The 18773-nt window shown below is 66.3% G+C and carries 17 protein-coding genes and 3 pseudogenes; 4 read left to right on the forward strand and 16 right to left on the reverse strand.

Going from position 1 to position 18773, the window contains the following annotated elements; all coding sequences use genetic code 11:
- The 11 genes and pseudogenes from Y704_RS25225 to Y704_RS0109605 form a co-directional block, all read right to left on the reverse strand.
- Positions 1-213 (reverse strand): annotated as a pseudogene (locus tag Y704_RS25225) (DedA family protein); the annotation flags it as partial.
- 137 nt (positions 214-350) lie between these two features.
- A pseudogene (locus Y704_RS24000) lies at positions 351-491 on the reverse strand (thymidine phosphorylase); the annotation flags it as partial.
- Positions 487-741 (reverse strand): annotated as a pseudogene (locus Y704_RS20245) (DedA family protein); the annotation flags it as partial. The pseudogenes Y704_RS24000 and Y704_RS20245, both read right to left, overlap by 5 nt.
- A gap of 137 nt (positions 742-878) precedes the next feature.
- Entirely contained in the window at positions 879-2165 is a 1287-nt protein-coding gene (locus Y704_RS0109570; RefSeq protein WP_026549954.1) for a thymidine phosphorylase, read from the reverse strand.
- Between the two features lie 35 nt (positions 2166-2200).
- The gene (locus Y704_RS0109575; protein ID WP_026549955.1) at positions 2201-2596 is read right to left on the reverse strand and encodes a cytidine deaminase; all 396 of its coding nucleotides are present in this window, start codon (positions 2594-2596) and stop codon (positions 2201-2203) included.
- 8 nt (positions 2597-2604) lie between these two features.
- On the reverse strand, positions 2605-3894 hold the full coding sequence (locus Y704_RS0109580) for an ABC transporter permease (protein ID WP_026549956.1): 1290 nt from the start codon (positions 3892-3894) through the stop codon (positions 2605-2607).
- The gene (locus Y704_RS20250; protein WP_081747535.1) at positions 3891-5081 is read right to left on the reverse strand and encodes an ABC transporter permease; all 1191 of its coding nucleotides are present in this window, start codon (positions 5079-5081) and stop codon (positions 3891-3893) included. The genes Y704_RS0109580 and Y704_RS20250 overlap by 4 nt, the downstream gene beginning before the upstream one ends.
- A gap of 41 nt (positions 5082-5122) precedes the next feature.
- Positions 5123-6667, reverse strand: a complete 1545-nt coding sequence (locus Y704_RS0109590) for an ABC transporter ATP-binding protein (RefSeq protein WP_026549957.1) — start codon at positions 6665-6667, stop codon at positions 5123-5125.
- 147 nt (positions 6668-6814) lie between these two features.
- Positions 6815-7924 carry a BMP family lipoprotein gene (locus tag Y704_RS0109595; protein ID WP_026549958.1) on the reverse strand — a complete coding sequence of 370 codons (1110 nt, stop codon included), beginning with the start codon at positions 7922-7924 and terminating at the stop codon, positions 6815-6817.
- 343 nt (positions 7925-8267) lie between these two features.
- A complete protein-coding gene (locus tag Y704_RS0109600; protein ID WP_026549959.1) occupies positions 8268-9470 on the reverse strand; it encodes an amidohydrolase in 1203 nt (400 codons plus the stop codon).
- Positions 9471-9490: 20 nt separating this feature from the next.
- Positions 9491-10642: a mannose-1-phosphate guanylyltransferase gene (locus Y704_RS0109605; RefSeq protein WP_026549960.1), complete on the reverse strand. Its 1152-nt coding sequence runs from the start codon at positions 10640-10642 to the stop codon at positions 9491-9493.
- Positions 10643-10891: 249 nt separating this feature from the next.
- Between Y704_RS0109605 and sdhC the strand changes: the two genes are divergently transcribed.
- The 4 genes from sdhC to Y704_RS0109625 all read left to right on the forward strand — a co-directional run bounded on the left by sdhC (position 10892) and on the right by Y704_RS0109625 (position 14413).
- Positions 10892-11275 (forward strand): succinate dehydrogenase, cytochrome b556 subunit, encoded by a 384-nt coding sequence (gene sdhC, locus Y704_RS0109610; RefSeq protein WP_026549961.1) that lies wholly within the window; start codon positions 10892-10894, stop codon positions 11273-11275.
- A 5-nt stretch (positions 11276-11280) separates the two neighbouring features.
- Positions 11281-11748 carry a succinate dehydrogenase hydrophobic membrane anchor subunit gene (locus tag Y704_RS0109615; protein ID WP_026549962.1) on the forward strand — a complete coding sequence of 156 codons (468 nt, stop codon included), beginning with the start codon at positions 11281-11283 and terminating at the stop codon, positions 11746-11748.
- A gap of 98 nt (positions 11749-11846) precedes the next feature.
- Positions 11847-13625: a succinate dehydrogenase flavoprotein subunit gene (sdhA, locus tag Y704_RS0109620; protein WP_026549963.1), complete on the forward strand. Its 1779-nt coding sequence runs from the start codon at positions 11847-11849 to the stop codon at positions 13623-13625.
- Positions 13625-14413, forward strand: coding sequence for a succinate dehydrogenase iron-sulfur subunit (locus Y704_RS0109625; protein WP_026549964.1), 789 nt, complete (start codon positions 13625-13627; stop codon positions 14411-14413). The genes sdhA and Y704_RS0109625 overlap by 1 nt, the downstream gene beginning before the upstream one ends.
- A gap of 134 nt (positions 14414-14547) precedes the next feature.
- Here Y704_RS0109625 and Y704_RS20255 read toward each other — a convergent pair whose 3' ends face one another.
- The 5 genes from Y704_RS20255 to Y704_RS0109650 are packed head-to-tail and all read right to left on the reverse strand — an operon-like array spanning position 14548 to position 18676.
- A complete protein-coding gene (locus Y704_RS20255; RefSeq protein ID WP_051476879.1) occupies positions 14548-15645 on the reverse strand; it encodes a YihY/virulence factor BrkB family protein in 1098 nt (365 codons plus the stop codon).
- Positions 15605-16207, reverse strand: coding sequence for a 2'-5' RNA ligase family protein (locus tag Y704_RS0109635; protein WP_035772224.1), 603 nt, complete (start codon positions 16205-16207; stop codon positions 15605-15607). The genes Y704_RS20255 and Y704_RS0109635 overlap by 41 nt, the downstream gene beginning before the upstream one ends.
- A gap of 1 nt (position 16208) precedes the next feature.
- A complete protein-coding gene (gene trpS, locus Y704_RS20260) occupies positions 16209-17267 on the reverse strand; it encodes a tryptophan--tRNA ligase (RefSeq protein WP_035772255.1) in 1059 nt (352 codons plus the stop codon).
- An 18-nt stretch (positions 17268-17285) separates the two neighbouring features.
- Positions 17286-18119, reverse strand: a complete 834-nt coding sequence (locus tag Y704_RS0109645; protein WP_081747532.1) for an exodeoxyribonuclease III — start codon at positions 18117-18119, stop codon at positions 17286-17288.
- 59 nt (positions 18120-18178) lie between these two features.
- Positions 18179-18676 (reverse strand): hypothetical protein, encoded by a 498-nt coding sequence (locus Y704_RS0109650; protein ID WP_026549967.1) that lies wholly within the window; start codon positions 18674-18676, stop codon positions 18179-18181.
- Positions 18677-18773: the final 97 nt, after the last annotated feature.

Below are 18773 nucleotides of genomic sequence, written 5' to 3' on the forward strand. Positions count from 1 at the left end.
TGCCGCGGCGACCGCGATGAGGATCCAGGGGTTGGGCACGCCCTGGGCGATGATCAGGGAGGCGAGGCCGACGACCACCGACTCGCTCGGGAAGGGCGGGAAGAAGCCGTCCACGGTGCAGCAGACAAAGACCAGGAGGTACACCCAGGGCTGTTCCGCGGCGGCCACCACCAGATCGCTGATACCGGTGGTGACAGCGTTCCAAACGTCCACGCGCCGGGCTCCTTCGGGTTGATTCCGCGCCCGTTCACCGATGGAGTGGCGAAGGGGTCCCGTTAAGTCTGGCGGCGGCCAGGCCTGCCCGCATCAGGTATACCCCTGACGGGGTGCCGGAATTCGACGGAAAACCCCTAGGAAATGCGGTCGAGAATGAGCCGGCGCGCCGGGCGGGAACCCTCGGGCGCGATGGTGACCGCTCCGGCCAGCGCGTCGCGCGCTCGGTCGAACCTCTCAGGAGTATCGGTGAGCAGGGTCATCAGCGGCTCCCCTGCCGATCGCATAGGCGATGTTGTCGCCGGTGAACGCCCCTGCCGCGGCGACCGCGATGAGGATCCAGGGGTTGGGCACGCCCTGGGCGATGATCAGGGAGGCGAGGCCGACGACCACCGACTCGCTCGGGAAGGGCGGGAAGAAGCCGTCCACGGTGCAGCAGACAAAGACCAGGAGGTACACCCAGGGCTGTTCCGCGGCGGCCACCACCAGATCGCTGATACCGGTGGTGACAGCGTTCCAAACGTCCACGCGCCGGGCTCCTTCGGGTTGATTCCGCGCCCGTTCACCGATGGAGTGGCGAAGGGGTCCCGTTAAGTCTGGCGGCGGCCAGGCCTGCCCGCATCAGGTATACCCCTGACGGGGTGCCGGAATTCGACGGAAAACCCCTAGGAAATGCGGTCGAGAATGAGCCGGCGCGCCGGGCGGGAACCCTCGGGCGCGATGGTGACCGCTCCGGCCAGCGCGTCGCGCGCTCGGTCGAACCTCTCAGGAGTATCGGTGAGCAGGGTCATCAGCGGCTCGCCCGCGCGCACCACGGCTCCGGGCTTGGCATGCAGCCGGACCCCGGCGCCCGCCTGCACCACGTCCTCCTTGCGGGCGCGGCCCGCTCCGAGGCGCCATGCTGCCACTCCGACGGCGAGCGCGTCGAGTTCCACCAGCACGCCGTCGGCCGGGGCGAGAATCACCTCGGATTCGCGGGCGACGGGAAGCGCGGCACGTGGATCCCCGCCCTGCGCCTCGATCATGCGGTTCCAGAGGTCCATGGCCCTGCCGTCCTTCAGCGCCGCAGCGGGGTCCGCGTCGGTCACGCCTGCGCAGGCGAGCATCTCCTCCGCCAGGCGGACGGTGAGTTCGACGACGTCGGACGGTCCGCCGCCGGCGAGCACCTCCACGGATTCCTCGACCTCGATGGCGTTGCCGGCGGTGAGGCCGAGCGGCGTCGCCATGTCGGTCAGCAGGGCGACCGTGGTGACTCCGGCGTCCCTGCCGAGCGCCACCATGGTGCGCGCGAGCTCCCGCGCCTGCTCCACGTCCTTCATGAACGCACCGCTGCCCACCTTGACGTCGAGGACCAGGGATCCGGTTCCCTCGGCGATCTTCTTGCTCATGATGGAGGAGGCGATGAGGGGGATGGCTTCGACGGTTCCGGTGACGTCACGCAGCGCGTACAGCTTCTTGTCGGCGGGCGCCAGGCCGGTTCCTGCGGCGCAGATCACCGCTCCCACGTCGGCGAGCTGGCGCATCATGTCCTCGTTGCTGAGGTGCGCACGCCAACCCGGGATGGCTTCCAGCTTGTCCAGCGTTCCGCCGGTGTGGCCGAGGCCGCGGCCGGACAGCTGGGGAACGGCGACACCGAACACCGCCACCAGCGGGGCGAGCGGCAGCGTGATCTTGTCCCCCACGCCCCCGGTGGAGTGCTTGTCACTGGTGGGCTTGCCGAGGCCGGAGAAGTTCAGCCGCTCCCCCGAAGCGATCATGGCCGCCGTCCACCGGGAGATCTCGGCGCGGTCCATGCCGTTGAGGAGGATCGCCATGTTCAGCGCGGCCATCTGCTCGTCGGCGATGGCGCCGCGGGTGTAGGCGTCGATGGTCCAGTCGATCTGTTCAGGGCTGAGGGTGCCCCTGTCGCGTTTGATGCGGATGATGTCGACGGCGTCGAATGCTTCAGTCATGGGAAGTACCTATTCTGGAGGAAGGAGTGGAGGTTTCAGGCGAGGTGCTGCGGGCCGAAGGCATCCGGCAGCACCTCGTCGATCGTTCGGATGCCGCTCACGGTCATCAGGACCATTCCGGGCGCCCGGAACTCGTAGAGCAGCTGGCGGCAGCGCCCGCAGGGCATGAGCGTGTTGCCCGCACCGTCCACGCAGCTGAAGGCCTCGATCCGGCCGCCTCCGGTCATCGCGAGGCTGCTGACAAGCGCACATTCGGCGCAGAGCGTGAGCCCGTAGGACGCGTTCTCCACGTTGCAGCCCGAGATGATGCGCCCGTCGTCGATCAGCGCGGCGGCTCCGACCGGGTAGTTGGAGTAGGGCACGTAGGCCCTCCCCATGGCGGCAGTGGCCGCCGCTGTGAGTTCTTCCCAGGGGATTCCGGTGTCCGGCATGATGCGTCCTAGCCCTTGACGTAGGGGATGCCGCTGGCCGCCGGAGCCCGCGAGCGTCCGACGAGGCCGGCGACGGCGAAGATGGTGACCACGTACGGCAGCATGCGAAGGAACTGGTCCGGCACGGGTGTGCCCAGCAGGCTGAGCACGTTGGAGAGGTTCGTGGCGAATCCGAAGAGAAGCGCCGCGAAGAACGCGCCGATCGGGTTCCAGCGTCCGAAGATGAGCGCCGCGAGGGCGATGTAGCCCTGTCCTGCCGTCATGTCCCGCCCGAAGCCGGAGACCAGCACGAGCGTGAAGAAGGAACCGCCGACACCGGCCACGACGCCGGCGAGCAGCACGTTGGTGAAACGCATGCGGTTCACGTTGACGCCGAGGGTGTCGGCGGCCTTGGGGTGCTCACCCACCGCTCGGGTACGCAGGCCCCACCGCGAGTGGTAGAGAGCGACATACACCACCGCCACCGCCAGGTACATGAGGTAACCCACGATGGTCTGCTCGAACAGGATGGGACCGAGGATGGGGATCTCCGAGAGGCCCGGGATGCTGAGGACGGGCAGCTGGGGCGGACTGTTCCACGTTTCGGAGTCCTCGCTGAGTACCGCGGAGAACAGGAAACCGGTGAGCCCGGACACCAGGACGTTGAGGACGACGCCCACGATCACCTGGTTCACGAGGTAGCGGATACTGAAGACCGCCAGGACGAGGGAGACCATCACGCCTGCCACCGCGGCGGCGAGAAGGCCGACGATTGCGCTGCCGGACAGCGACGCAGCGACGGCCGCAGCGAAAGCACCGAACAGCAGTTGCCCCTCGATGGCGATGTTCACGACGCCTGAACGCTCGCACAGGACGCCCGAGAGGGAACCGAAGATCAGCGGCACCGCAAGGGTGACCGACCCGGCCAGCAGTCCGTACAGTGCCACGTTGGGCGTCCGTGCACTGCCGACCACCCAGGTGAGGAAACCGATCAGGAAGAGGACGGCGAAGGCCGCGAGGAGCCAGCGCGGAGCAGGCTCGCCACGGCGCGTCCGGGCGACGACGAAAGCTGCGAGCGCCAGCATGCCCAGTGCCGTGATCCAGCCGATCAGCGGTGCGGACAGGACGAGTTCGGGCAGCGCCAGGGCGTCCCCGGGATCCGACAGGCGGAACGTGACGTCGTTAGCGGGCGCTCCGAGGGCGAACACGAGCAGCGCAAGCAATGCGAGCACCGACAGGAGGATGGGGTTCTTCCAGTTGCGGACGCCTCCGGAAGGGGCGTCCGCGCGGACGGGCGCTGCTGTGGCGGATGTACTCATGCTGTGCCTCCAGTGGCTGCGCTCGTGCGGTCCTTGGCGGATTTCGGAGCAGGGAAGGCTCCGGGCACCGGCAGCCGGAAGAGGGACCGGACCAGCGGCGGGGCCGCGATGAAGAGGACGATCAGGGACTGGACGACCAGCACGATGTCGATGCTGGTACCCGTTGACGCCTGCATGGTGACGCCTCCGGCGCGGAAAGCGCCGAACAGCAGGCCCGCGGCGAAGGTGCCCCAGGGGCTCGACCGTCCGAGGAGCGCGACGGTGATGGCGTCGAAGCCGAAGCTCGCCGCAACACCCGAGGTCAGGACCTTCTCCGTTCCCGACACCTGGGCCACCCCGGCAAGCCCTGCGAGGGCACCTGCGATCGCCATGGCGAGGATGTAGCCCTTGCTGACGCTGATGCCCGCAGTGCGCGCGGCACTGGCGTTGGCTCCCACCGCACGGAACTCGAACCCGACGGTGGACCGGTTGAGGAGCCACCACACGAAGACCGTTGCCAGGACGGCCACCACGAAGCCCCAGTGCAGCCGGAACTCCGGGCCGAGCAGGGGCGGGTAGAGCGCCGTCGCGTCGAGCTGCGGGCTGATCGGGTTGGTCGAGCCGGGCCGCTGGAACGCTGGAGTGCTGAGGAAGTACAGCACCAGGTTGACCGCCACGTAGTTGAGCATGATCGTGAGGATCACCTCGTGCGCGCCGGTGCGCGCCTTCAGGACACCCACCAGTCCCGCCCAGAGCGCCCCGCCGAGCATTCCCGCAAGGATCACGAGGAGCAGGTGGATGCCGGCGGGGAGATCAAGGGTGAAACCCACCCAGCCGGCGAAGGTTGCACCGATCAGGATCTGGCCCTGCGCGCCGATGTTGAACAGGCCCGCCCGGAAGGCCAGGGCCACCCCGAGGCCGGCACAGATCAGCGGCGTGGCCACGGTCAGCGTCTGCGTCAGCGGGTAGATCATGCGGGTGAACGTTTCACCCTCGAAGTTGAAGATCGAGCCCTGGAACAGTGCGAGATACGCGCCCGAGGCGGCGGACCACGCGGCAGCCAGGGTGTCCTGCGGACGGCTGAAGAAGTACGACGCCGCGGAGGCGACGTCGGGATCCGTCAGCGCGATCAGCAGACCGCCGAGGATCAGCGACATCACGACGGCGAGCACCGCGACGAGCGCGTTGCCGGTCATGACGCGGTGCATCACGGTCGGTGATCCTGCGACCGGCTGGCTTTCCTGCACACTCACTGCATTTCTCCTCGAACGTTGGTGGCCTGCGCCAGTGCTTCATCGCCCGGCATACCGGCCATCATCAGGCCGAGGACGTCCCGTGACACGGTTCCTGGCACGATGCCCATGAGCCGTCCGCGATACAGCACCGCGATGCGGTCCGCCAGCTCGAGCACCTCGTCGAGTTCGGTGGACACGATGATGACCGGGGTGCCGCCGTCGCGCTCCTGGAGGATGCGCCGGTGGAGGAACTCGATGGAGCCGACGTCGACGCCACGGGTGGGCTGGGACGCGATGAACAGCTTGAGCGGCCGCGAGAGTTCACGTGCCATGACGAGCTTCTGCTGGTTGCCGCCGGAGAGCGTGCCGGCCGCCGCCGCGGCCGACTGCGTCCTCACGTCGTACTCGGCAATCTTCTCGTCGGCATTCTTCTCGATGATGGCGGAGGACATCGAGAGGCCCCTGGCGAACGGCGCCTGGTCGTAGCGGTTCAGGATCAGGTTCTCGGCGACGGAGAAACTTCCCACGAGGCCCTCGACACTGCGGTCCTCGGGAACGAAGCCGACCCCGGCCCGGATGATGTCCTTGACTCCCCGGCCCAGAAGCTCCTGCCCGTCCAGCAGAATGGAGCCGCGGACATGGTTCTGGAGTCCCAGGATGGCTTCGGTGAGTTCGGTCTGTCCGTTGCCCTGGACGCCGGCAATAGCAAGGATTTCGCCCTGCGCCACGTCGAAGCTCAGCCCGTCCACGACGCGCTGGCCGTTGGCGGCCTGAACCACGAGGTCCCGGACGCTGAAGGACACCTCTCCCGGATGCGCCGGCTCCTTTTGGAGCGTCAGGCTGACAGCGCGGCCCACCATGAGGGACGCAAGCTCGGTGGTGGAAGCCCCCGGGTCTGCCGTTCCCACCACTTTTCCGCGGCGCACCACGGTGATGACGTCGGAGACCGCCTTCACTTCGCGCAGCTTGTGGGAAATGAAGACGATGGACTTGCCGTCCGCCTTGAGCTGACCCATGATGCCGAGCAGTTCGTCGGTTTCCTTGGGTGTGAGGACGGCGGTCGGTTCGTCGAGGATCAGCACCTCGGCGTTCCGGACGAGTGCCTTGATGATCTCGACGCGCTGCTGGACACCGACGGGCAGGTTCTCGACCACGGCATCGGGATCGACGTCGAACCCGTACTGGTCGGAAATCGCCCGGATCTTCGCCCTGGTGTCGGAGAGATCGAGCATTCCGCCGGCCTTGGTCGCCTCGTTGCCCAGCGCCACGTTCTCCGCGACGGTGAAGACCGGCACCAGCATGAAGTGCTGGTGCACCATGCCGATGCCCGCGGCCATGGCGTCGCCGGGACCCCGGAAGGTGACAGATTTGTCATTGACGAGGATCTCCCCCTCGGTGGGGTCGTACAGTCCGTAGAGGACATTCATGAGCGTGGACTTGCCCGCTCCGTTTTCTCCGAGCAGGCTGTGCACCTGCCCCGGCTCCACCACGAGGTCGATATGGTCATTGGCGACCAGCGTTCCGAATCGTTTGGTGATGCCCTTGAGTTCGAGTTTCACGACCCAACCAGCCTGTTCTTTGCGTATCAATTCAGGTGAAGAATACCGGTTCTACATGGAGTGCAGGCAACGGCGGCAAAAACAGACCGCTTCCCTCGCCGCGGGTTTCTCCGCGGGAGGGAAGCGGTCTGTCGATGAGTGCTGAGCCTACTGCTCGGGACTTGCCCCGGACTCGACAGTGATGTCGCCGGAGATGATCTGCTCCGTGATCTCGTCGAGCTGCGCCTGCAGGTCCTCGGGAACATTCGCTTCCTGGTCGTGGAACGGAGCCAGTGCAACTCCGCCGTTCTCGAGCGTCCCGACATAGGGGGTGCTGTCGAAGTTGTCCTCGACGTCGGTGCTGATGACTTCCTCGACGGCGTCACCCATGAGCTTCATGACGGAGGTGAGGATGAACTCCTCGCCCTTTCCTGCAGTTTCATAGCCGTCGGAATCCACCCAGACCACCCGTGCGTTGCCGCCCGCCGCGTTGGCTTCGATGACGGCGTCGAGCGTGCCGAGACCCACCGGGCCGGCAACCGGCATGATGATGTCGGCGCCCTCGTTGATGAAGTTCTGGGTGTTGGTCTTGCCGGCGCCCTGGTCGTTGAAGTTGCCGATGAACGTGCCGTTCTGGGCTTCCTTGTCCCAGCCGAGGAGCTCCACCGCCGCACTGTTCTGCTCGTTGTAGTAGGTGATGCCGTCCGCGAAGCCGTCCATGAAGATGGTGACGGTGGGAATGTTGACTCCGCCGTAGGTGGCCACCTTGCCGGTTTCGGAGGTGGCGGCCGCGGCGTAGCCGGCGAGGAAAGCCGCCTGCGCCGTGTCGTAGATGATCGGCTTGACGTTCGGAAGGTCGATGGAGTTGTCATCGACGATCGCAAAGTTCACGTCCGGATTGGCCTCGGCCGCGGCCTTCGTGGTGTCGGCCAATAGGAAGCCGACGGTGACAGTGATGTCGCAGCCGCCCTGCACCATGCTGTCCACGTTGGGACCGAAGTCGGTCTCGGCCTGGGACTCGGCCTGGTTGATCTGGATGCCGAGGTCCGCTTCGGCCTGCTTCAGGCCCTCATAGCTGGACTGGTTGAACGAGCGGTCATCGAATCCGCCGGAATCGGACACGATGCACCCGAGGTAGTCGGTTTCGGCTGCAGCCGTGGCGCCTGCAGCCTCCTCGGCCGGCGGGGTGCCGCAACCGCTGAGGACGAGGGCAGATGCGCCGAGGACGGCGGCCGACAGGACGGTGCCGCGCGGGAATTTGCGCAGTGAGTTCTTCAAAGTTCCTCCAGGAAAAGAGATATGCCACCCGGGTGATTGCCAGTGAGTGTCCGCCTTCGACACCCGAGGGTGCAGGAAGCTCTGTTTTCACCGGGAACCGGTTGTGGCGCTTGCGACACCGTCGGTGCAGCGCGTATGCGAATACTCTAGGGGCAGGTGACGGACAACACTAACGGGACGCGCCCGCCGCCCACCGATCGTTCGGTATTCGTTATCAACTCCGGTGTCGAGCGGTTGGGCGTGGCGCCGCGCCTACCGTCCCATCCAGTGCGCGGAAATAACGTCGCGGAGCCACTTTTGCCGTAATTGCTGCGCACTGGATGCCGGTTCGTGCCGGAAAAGCTCAGTGGCGCAGGCCGAGCACCGCCCGCAGCGCCGCCGCGGCCATCACTCGGACTCCATAGCCGATCGCGAGCTCATCCGGTGCATAGTCTCCCCGGTGGAGGTCGAAGGTCTCGCCGCCGGGGGTGCGGGTCCCGAGCCGCATCATGGCACCCGGTACGGCCTGGGTCATCCAGGCGAAGTCCTCGCCGCCCATGGACTGCGGGGTCAGCATGACGGCGTCGTCGCCCAGTTCGGCGCGCGCGGCGGCCTCGAGCAGGCCGGTCTCGGCCTCGGAGTTCACCACCGGAGGCACTCCGCGGATGTGTTCGAGCTTCACGTCGACGCCGAAGGGCGCGGCCACCTGCCGTACCGCACTGTCGAGGAGCTCACCCGCGGACTCCCATGCTTCGCCATCAAGGCAGCGGAGCGTTCCCGACAGAAAGCCGTGCGCGGGGATGGCATTCGGTGCTGAACCGGCATGGATCTGGCCCCACACCACCGATACGGCGCTGCGCACGTCGATGCGCCGCGAAAGGACCGCAGGGACGTTGACGGCGATGGTCGCGAGAGCGAACACGAGGTCCTCGGTCAGGTGCGGACGGGACGTGTGACCACCGCGGCCGATCAGCTCGACGCGCACCGTGTCGGAGGCCGAGGTGATGGCGCCGATCCGGGTGCCGACCTGTCCTACGTCGATGCGGGGGTCGCAGTGCAGCGCGAGGATCCGGGGTACGTCGTGCAGGATGCCCTGCGCGATGATGTCGAGGGCACCGCCCGGCATCATCTCCTCGGCGGGCTGGAAGATGATGCGCACCGTTCCGGCCAGGGGAACCTCCTCGTGCATGGAGGCGAGGACGAGCGCCACTCCCAGCATCACCGTGGCATGGATGTCGTGGCCACAGGAGTGGGCCACGCCCGTGGTCGCGGAGCTGTAGGGCAGGCCCGTTTCCTCGATGATCGGCAGGGCGTCGATGTCGGCCCGCAGCCCGATGCGGAGCGGGCCGTCTCCGATGTCGACGTACACCCCGGTGTTCTCCAGCCGCTTCGGCATCAGTCCCGCCTGCTCGAGGCGCTCCACGAGGCGGTCCGTGGTCCGGTGTTCCTCATAGGACAGCTCCGGGTGCTCATGAAGGTCGCGGCGGAAGCGCGTCAGTTCCCCGAGCACCGGTGCGAGCCACACGCCGACAGGGGGGACGGCTCCGTCTGAGCGAGTAGTTTCCACCGGTACAGCCTACCGGCGCCCTACAGGACGTCGGTGTCGCCGCTGGCCCTCAGGTGCTCCACGGCCTTCTTGACTTCCTGCGCGTGCTCCTTGGTGGTGACCAGCAGGGCGTCCGGCGTGTCCACGATGACGACGTCCTTGATCCCGATCAGAGCGATGACGCGCTTGGTGTCCGAGACCACGATGCCCGAGGCGTTCTCCGAGAAGACCCTGGCGCCCTCGCCCATCACTTTCAGTTCCCGGTTCTCGGTCGCCGGGTTCAGCCGCCCGATGGCCGCGAAGTCGCCGACGTCGTCCCAACTGAAGGAACCGGGGATCATGGCGACGTCGCCTTCCGCTGCCGCCGGTTCCGCCACCGCGTAGTCGATGGCGATCTTCGGCAGACCGGGCCAGACCCGACGGGCCACCTCCACGCGCCGCGGGGTGTCCCAGGCAGCTGCGATCTCGGTCAGTCCCTCGTACAGCACCGGCTCGTTCGCCTCGAGGTGCTTCAGCATCAGGGCCACGGGAGCCACGAACATCCCCGCGTTCCAGCTGTAGCTTCCGCTGTCGAGGTAGCCGAGGGCCACCTCCTCGGACGGCTTCTCGACGAATTCGATGACGGCGTGCGCGCTGGGCGCCCCCGGAACGTCGAGTGCCGCGCCTGCGCGGATGTAGCCGAATCCGGTGGACGGGTGGGTCGGCTCGATGCCGATGGTCACGATATAGCCCTGTGCTGCGGTGTGGATCGCTTCACGCACCGCCGCCTGGAAGACCTCGACCGGGGTGATGACCTGGTCCGCGGCGAAGGATCCCATGATGGTGTCGGGGTTCCGTTGGTGCAGGATCGCCGCGGCGAGCCCGATCGCTGCCGCTGAATCCTTCGGCTCACTCTCGAGCACCAGGTCCCGGTCCTCGATCTCCGGCAGCTGCTTGAGCACTGCGCGCCGGTGTGCGATGCCCGTGACCACCATGGTGCGCCCGCCGCACAGGGGGCGAAGGCGGTCATAGGTGGCGCGGATCAGGGTGCTTCCGGAGCCTGTGAGATCGTGGAGGAACTTCGGGGCGGCGGCGCGCGAGAGCGGCCAGAGCCTCGTGCCGGTGCCGCCTGCCGGTATCACACCGTAGAACCGGTCAAGCACACTGTCGGGCACACTGTCGGGGTTTTGGGCAGCAGCCCTCTCGGTAGTCATTACTTCCACGTTAGACCACGTGTTCAACTCGGTGCCCGGCCTGCGGCCCGCCACGATCCTGCGAGGCCCGGAAATCGGCGGCACGCAGACAGCGTCGGAATGTAAACAACGTCACAGGGTAGGAGTGCCTACATTGAACCGGAACGGCCCCCGGCCTAGATTATCCTTAAGTTATAAGAGTGCTCTCGCCCCGGCGTAATCCCTGCGTGGAACGCGCTAACGCCGCTGCGATGCAGGGAGGTAATTTCAATGTCGAAGACACTGGTACCAGCAGGCACCCTCTACCGCGGCCGGGAAGGCCAGTGGTCCTGGGTGGCGCACCGCATTACCGGGGTAGTGATTTTCTTTTTCCTCCTCGTGCACGTTCTGGACACGTCCCTGGTGCGTGTCTCACCCGAAGCGTATGACGCCGTCATCGCCTCCTACAAGAATCCCATCATGGGACTCGGCGAGCTGGGCCTCGTGGCAGCCATCGTCTTCCACGCCTTCAACGGGCTCCGCGTCATTGCAGTGGACTTCTGGAAGCAGGGCCCCCGCTACCACCGCCAGATGCTGTGGGGCGTCGTCGGCCTGTGGGCCGTCACCATGATCGCGTTTTCGATCCGCCATCTCTCGCACGTATTCGGAGGTTAGAAGCCGTGGCCGTTCCCATCATTGAAAGCCCCCGCTCCGGCAGGGTAGCCCCCGAGTATTCGCGGACCAGTTCCTCCCGGGGCAACTTCGAGATGATCGCGTGGCTCTTCATGCGTCTCTCCGGAGCCATTCTCGTGGTCCTGATCTTCGTCCACCTCTGGACCAGCATGGTCGCCGGTGACGGCATCAACGGTGTCGACTTCGGCTTCGTCGCCGGCAAGTGGGCCAGCCCGATCTGGCAGATCTGGGACCTCACCATGCTGTGGCTGGCGATGCTCCACGGCACCAACGGCGTCCGCGTGATCATCAACGACTACGCGGAGAAGAACTCCACACGCATGGGGCTCAAGGCAGTCCTGTACGCCTCGACCGTGGTGATCGTGATCCTCGGCACCCTGGTGATCTTCACCTTCGATCCCTGCCCCGTGATCGACGGCGTCGCGCACGTTGCCGAGTACTGCCCCACCTCCTAGGGACTCCCAGGGATCAGCCCCCGAGCAGCAAGCCAGCCACTCCGGTCCCCGGGGTGGCTGGCGCAGCACACTTCCAGCCAACAGAAAGAGCGACCAGTATGCAGGTCCACAAGTACGACGTCGTCATCGTCGGCGCCGGCGGCGCCGGGATGCGGGCAGCGATCGAATCCGGTCAGCGCGCACGGACGGCGGTACTGACCAAGCTGTATCCGACGCGGTCCCATACGGGCGCCGCGCAGGGTGGGATGTGCGCCGCCCTGGCCAATGTCGAGGAAGACAACTGGGAATGGCACACCTTCGACACGGTCAAGGGCGGCGATTACCTGGTGGACCAGGATGCCGCCGAGGTCATGGCGAAGGAAGCGATCGAAGCTGTCCTCGACCTTGAGAGGATGGGGCTTCCGTTCAACCGGACGCCGGAGGGCCGGATCGACCAGCGGCGTTTCGGTGGACATACCCGCGACCACGGCAAGGCCCCGGTCCGCCGGTCCTGCTATGCGGCCGACCGCACCGGCCACATGATCCTCCAGACTTTGTACCAGAACTGCGTGAAGCACAATGTCGAGTTCTACAACGAGTACTACGTGCTCGACCTCCTGATGGTGGACCAGGAGGAGACCATCGACGGCGTGACCCGCATCGCCAAACGCGTTGCCGGGGTCGTGTCCTACGACCTGGCGACGGGCGAGCTCCACATCTTCCAGGCCAAGTCCGTAGTCTTCGCGTCCGGCGGCGTGGGCAAGGTCTACAAGACCACCTCGAATGCGCATACCCTGACCGGCGACGGCATGGGCATCGCGTTCCGGCGCGGCATCCCCCTCGAGGACATGGAGTTCTTCCAGTTCCATCCGACAGGACTGGCGGGCCTCGGCATCCTCCTCTCGGAGGCGGCTCGCGGCGAGGGAGCGATTCTCCGCAACTCGGAGGGCGAGCGCTTCATGGAGCGCTACGCACCGACCATCAAGGACCTGGCGCCCCGTGACATCGTGGCCCGGTCGATGGCGAACGAGGTCCGTGAGGGCCGCGGGGCCGGCCCGAACAAGGACTATGTCCTGCTGGATCTGACCCACCTCGAGCCGGCACACATCGACGCGAAGCTTCCCGACATCACGGAGTTCGCACGCACCTACCTCGGCGTGGAGCCCTACACCGAGCCGGTGCCCGTCTTCCCCACGGCCCACTACGCCATGGGCGGCATCCCCACGAACGTCAAGGCGGAGGTGCTCTCCGACAATGACACCGTGGTGCCGGGCCTCTACGCCGCCGGCGAGGTGGCCTGCGTATCGGTGCACGGGTCCAACCGCCTCGGCACCAATTCGCTCCTCGACATCAACGTCTTCGGCAAGCGCGCCGGCCTGGCCGCCGCCGCGTATGCGCTGACTGCCGATTTCGTGGAGATTCCCGACAACCCGCTCGCCGATACCGAGGCCCTGCTGAATACGGCCCGGAGCTCGGAGGGCGGGGAGCGCGTGGCCCTGATCCGCAAGGAACTGCAGGACATCATGGATGCCAATGTCCAGGTGTTCCGCACCGAAGAAACCCTCCTCGAAGCCCTCGCCGTGATCGACGGCCTCGAGGAGCGCTACACCCGCATTTCCGTCCAGGACAAAGGCAAGCGCTTCAACCTGGATCTCCTCGAAGCCGTGGAGCTCGGTTTCCTGCTCGACATGGCCAAGGTCATGACGGCGGCTGCCCTGCACCGCAAGGAATCCCGCGGGGGCCACTTCCGCGAGGACTACCCGGAGCGCGACGACGAGAATTTCATGACCCATTCCATGGCCTACAAGGACCCGAGCGCAGTGAGAACCAGCGGCGTGCGCCTTGAGACCAAACCGGTGGTCTTCACCCGATACCAGCCCATGGAGCGTAAGTACTGATGAGCACTGAAACCATTGAGAAAGAGCCGGCCTCCAAGATCGAGCTGGCACCGGGTGTAGGCGGCGGCGGGGAGATCCCCACCTTCGACATCACCCTGAAGGTCCGCCGCTACAACCCGGAGGTGTCGGATGACGCCCACTGGGATGAATGGAAGCTGACCATGTACGGCACCGACCGTGTGCTGGACGCCCTGCACAAGGTCAAGTGGGAGCACGACGGTTCCGTCTCCTTCCGCCGCTCGTGTGCGCACGGCGTGTGCGGTTCCGATGCCATGCGCATCAACGGCCGCAACCGTCTGGCCTGCAAGACACTCCTCAAGGACCTCGACACGTCCAAGCCCATCCTGGTGGAGCCTATCAAGGGACTTCCCGTGGAGAAGGACCTCATCGTGGACATGGAGCCGTTCTTCCAGTCCTACCGCGAGATCATGCCGTTCCTTGTCAGCAAGGGACACGAGCCCACGTCCGAGCGCCTGCAGTCCGCCGAAGAGCGGGAACGCTACGACGACACCACCAAGTGCATCCTGTGCGCGGCGTGCACGTCGTCGTGCCCGGTGTTCTGGACCGACGGCCAGTACTTCGGCCCGGCTGCGATCGTCAACGCGCACCGATTCATCTTCGACTCGCGCGACGACGCAGGAGACATGCGGCTGGAGATCCTCAACGACAAGGAGGGCGTGTGGCGCTGCCGCACCACCTTCAACTGCACCGAGGCATGCCCGCGCGGCATCCAGGTGACGAAGGCCATCTCCGAAGTGAAGCAGGCCATCCTCACCCGCAAGGTCTAGGATCGACGGTTCCCTCCGGGGACGGCAGGAGGCAGTCCACGACAGTGGACTGCCTCCTTTTTTGGGGAACGCACATCCGACGCCGCCGCACACCAGTCATGTGGGGCCACCCGCCCGACGCCGCCGCACACCAGTCAGGCGCGGGACGCGCGCCTGCTCTGCTGGCGGAGAGTGCCCGCCTTGGTGCCGGCGCTGCGTTCGGCGTCCGCTGCCGCATCGGCGGCACCCACGGCGCACCATGCCGCGGCCAGCAGGTACACCTGGCTGAGGAGGAAGAACCAGATGAACAGGCCGAGGATCACGGCAAACGGCAGGAGGAACGGGTTCCGCTCCACGCCGCTGCCCAGCAGTTGGGTGCTGAAGGTCCGCAGGATGGTGCTTCCTCCCCCAGCGATCAGCGCCCCCTGCAGAAGGACGTTTCGCGGCATGTCGATCCGCGACGCGGAGTGGAGGAGGATCACCGCAACCGCGGTATCGAGGATCAGCATCACCGCGAACCCGGCCAACTGCGTCATCGGACGTGCGGCTTCGGAGAGGTCCAGCCAGGTCAGGGCGAGATCCAGCACCGTGTTGGCGACCACGCCCACGCCCGTCGTGATGACCAGCACCACTCCCAGGATCAGGAGGATACCGGCGTCCTTCACCCGGACGAGCACCGGATGGAAGAACGTCGGCTCCAGGCCGAAGATGCTCCTCATCCCTTGCCGGACTCCGGAAATCCAGCCGAGGGAGGTGAAGACCATGACCACGGTGGAGATCACCAGGGCAAGTCCATAGCCGTTCGTCGCCCCGAACAGCTCCTCGGGGGTGGCCAGGCCCACCTCCCCTTCCTCTCCGTCCGTGTCGATCAACCCTGGAGTCGTCGAATCGACCGTGGTGACGAGAAGTTCCTGGAGCTCGGTGTCGCCGGAAATCACGAGGCCCAGGGTCGAGAAGCCCACCACGAGCAGGGCGCCGACCGCGAAGAACATCCGGTAGGCGACACCGGCAGCCAGGAGCGGTCCCCTGCGCCATGCGTACAGCTGGAGGATGCGGACCGGCTTCAGGGTATTGAGGCGCGCAAGGCCAATGAAGGCCCGTGCGGTGCCGAGCGCCACTGCCCCCGCGCCCTCGCGCTTCTGCCTGCCGAGGTTCCGGCGCGCTTCGAGCACCTTCCGGTTCAGCTCATGCCGATCAGCCGGCGACGGCTGGTCAACGACCGGAGGTTTCGCTGCCTTCAGTGTCTTCGCCAAAGCTCAGCTCTTCCCTTAGCTTCCAGACTCCGGATGGTTGATGCTCGTACAGCCCCATACTACGGACCGGGAACGACGCCTCGAAGGACTCCAGTTCCACCACGGCAGCGTCCATTCCGGCATCGCTGACGTCATGGGCCACGGTGACGTGGGGATGGAACGGGAACTCGGGATCGCGCTCCAAGGGGCCGGCCTGCAGCTTCCCGTGAAGCTCGACGCACTCCTCGAAACCCTCGTCCACCCTGAGGAAGACCACGGGCGACAGGGGGCGGAATGATCCGGTGCTCCGAAGCGTGACCGTGAAGGCGCGCTGCTCCTTCGCCACACCGCGCACATGCTCGATGGTGTCCTGCCAATCCGTGGCAGGCGTCGTCGTGATCAGCGTGATGTGGGGTGGAACCAGGACGGCCATCGGATCACCGAACGAGGCCCGCCACCTTTCGAGCTCGGTGGCAAGCGGTTCCGGGATCGGGATGGTGATGCCCACACAGCTCGTGGCAGGCAGCTGTTCCGGCCCTGCGCCGTTCGGCGCGCCGAGCGGCCGGTAGGTGGAGGCGCACATCCTAGGGCGCCCCGATCCCGTCGGGCCGCGCAGGGGAGCCTGCGGCAGGGAGGAATCCCACCTTCGCATACACGTCGGCAAGTGTCGCCGACGCGATGCCGCGTGCCTTCGCCGCGCCCTTGGCCAGCAGCCGGTCGAGCTCCGCGGGGTCGGACAGGAGCTCCTCCGCGCGCGCGCGCACCGGTGCCAGGGCATCGACGACGACCTCGGCCAGGTCCGCCTTGAGGTGGCCGTACATCCGGCCGTCGTAGTCCGCCTCCAGGTCAGCGATGCTGCGGCCCGAAAGGCCGGAGTAGATGGTGAGCAGGTTGGAGATTCCCGGCTTCGCAGCCGCATCGAAGCGGATGTCGGTACCGGTGTCAGTGACAGCGGACTTGATGCGTTTCGCGGTGACCCCGGGGTCGTCGAGCAGGTTGATCAGCCCTGCGGGCGACGACGCCGACTTCGACATTTTCGACGTCGGATTCTGCAGGTCGTAGATCTTGGCCGACTCCTTCTGGATGAAGGGCTGCGGCACGGTGAAGGCCGGTCCGAAGCGCGCATTGAAGCGCTGGGCCAGGTCCCGGCTGAGCTCCACGTGCTGACGCTGGTCCTCGCCCACGGGAACGCCCTCGGGCTGGTACAGCAGGATGTCTGCCGCCTGGAGGACGGGGTAGGTGAAGAGCCCCACGCTGGTGCTGTCGGTTCCCTGCTTCGAAGCCTTGTCCTTGAACTGGGTCATGCGCGATGCTTCGCCGAACCCGGTGATGCAGTTCAGCACCCACGCCAGCTGCGCATGCTCGGGAACATGGGACTGCACGAAGAGCGTCGCCTTGTCGACGTCGACTCCCCCGGCGATGTACTGGGCCGCGGTGCTCCGGGTGCGCGCAGCCAGCTCGGCGGGGTCCTGCGGGACGGTGATGGCGTGGAGGTCGGGGATGAAGAAGACGGCGTCGTGGGTGTCCTGCATGCGGACCCAGTGCACCAGCGCGCCGAGATAGTTGCCGAGGTGCAGGGAGCCGGCGGAGGGTTGCATGCCGGACAGGATGCGGGCCCGGGCGGCGGGCGGAATCGGGGTCATGTCGAGAAGTTCCATTCCCTAGATCCGGTAGTCGATGACGAGCGGCGCGTGGTCCGAGAATCGGGTGTCCCAGCTCGGGGCCCGATCCACCACCGCGTTCGCTGCCGCGTCGGAGAGCTGCTTCGTTGCCAGGTGGTAGTCGATCCGCCAGCCGACGTCGTTGTCGAAGGCCTTCCCGCGCCAGGACCACCAGGTGTAGGGACCGTCGACGTCGCCCGAGAGTGCCCGGTGGACATCGACGTACCCGCCTTCCTGGGAGAAGAACGAGTCGAAGTACTGCCGCTCCTCCGGAAGGAAACCCGCCTTCTTCAGGTTTCCCTTCCAGTTCCGGATATCGCGCTCGGTGTGCCCGACGTTCAGGTCACCCACGACCAGGGCGTAGTCGGACGACGCTCGGAGTGCCTGCAGGCGCAGGCTCATCGCGTCGAGGAAAAGGTACTTGTCGTCCTGCTTCGGGGTTCCGGCGTCACCCGAATGGACGTAGGCGCTGGCAACCGTCAGGGTGCTCCCGCGAAGATCGAGGTCAGCTTCGACCCACCGGCCCGAGGTGTCGAAATATTCGTCGGAAAGACCGATGCGGGTCCCGGTGAAGGGTTGCCGGGAGGCGATCGCCACTCCTGCCCGCCCCTTGGCTTCCGCCTCGGCATGCACCACGTGCCAGGTATCCCCCAACAGATCGCTGAGGACCTCCCCGGGCGCCCTCACTTCCTGGAGGCAGAGCACATCGATGCCTCTGTCGGTCAGCCACTCCTGCATGCCCCGCTTGTAGGCGGCACGTATCCCGTTGACGTTCACGGACGCGATCCGCAGGGGTCTGATCGATGTATCGGAAGCGAGACTCACCTGATCCACCCTACCCCGGGCCCTCGGTGAATCCTGCTGGATCCGCCGGTGCGCCGCAGCCTCCGGGGTCAGGAAATGACGGTGCCCTCCACCGGATCGTCGTCGTTCCCCTTCATCATGGACCGCGCGTTCGATGAGGTGATTTCGATGGTCTCCAGCGCGCGCTCCACCATGCCCTCGTCCTTGCCCAGGTACTCGCGGACCACACCCGCCTGCACCTGGACGATCTTGAAGCTGTGGTCGAGCTTCTTGTCCCGCACGAGGGTTGCCTGGTCGGGAACCCGGGAGCCCTGCCCACCTGCGGAACCCTTGCCCTGAAGCTGGACCTCGTTGATCTTGTCAGCCGCCCTTCGTGCCGCTGAGCGGAGGCTGAACACCACGAAACTGAAGATGAGCAGCCAGCCGAGCGAAATGATCGCGACCAGCCATCCGACCACCTCGTTCTGGTTGGCCGCGAAGACGACGGCGACCAGGAACACCACCAACATGACCGCCATGCCGGCGCTGCCCATGCGCATGCTGACTCCGCGGCCCGCTGGCCGTTTACTGCTTCCCAATGACTGCATTGCACCAGTCTCGCAAACAACGCGCCGAATTCCCGCAGGCGTCCACCGCAGGCGAACGGTCAGGCATTTCGAAGAAACTTCCCACCCTCGCCCATCC

The sequence above is a fragment of the Arthrobacter sp. Br18 genome, from assembly GCF_000520555.1.
Taxonomy (GTDB): domain Bacteria; phylum Actinomycetota; class Actinomycetes; order Actinomycetales; family Micrococcaceae; genus Arthrobacter_D.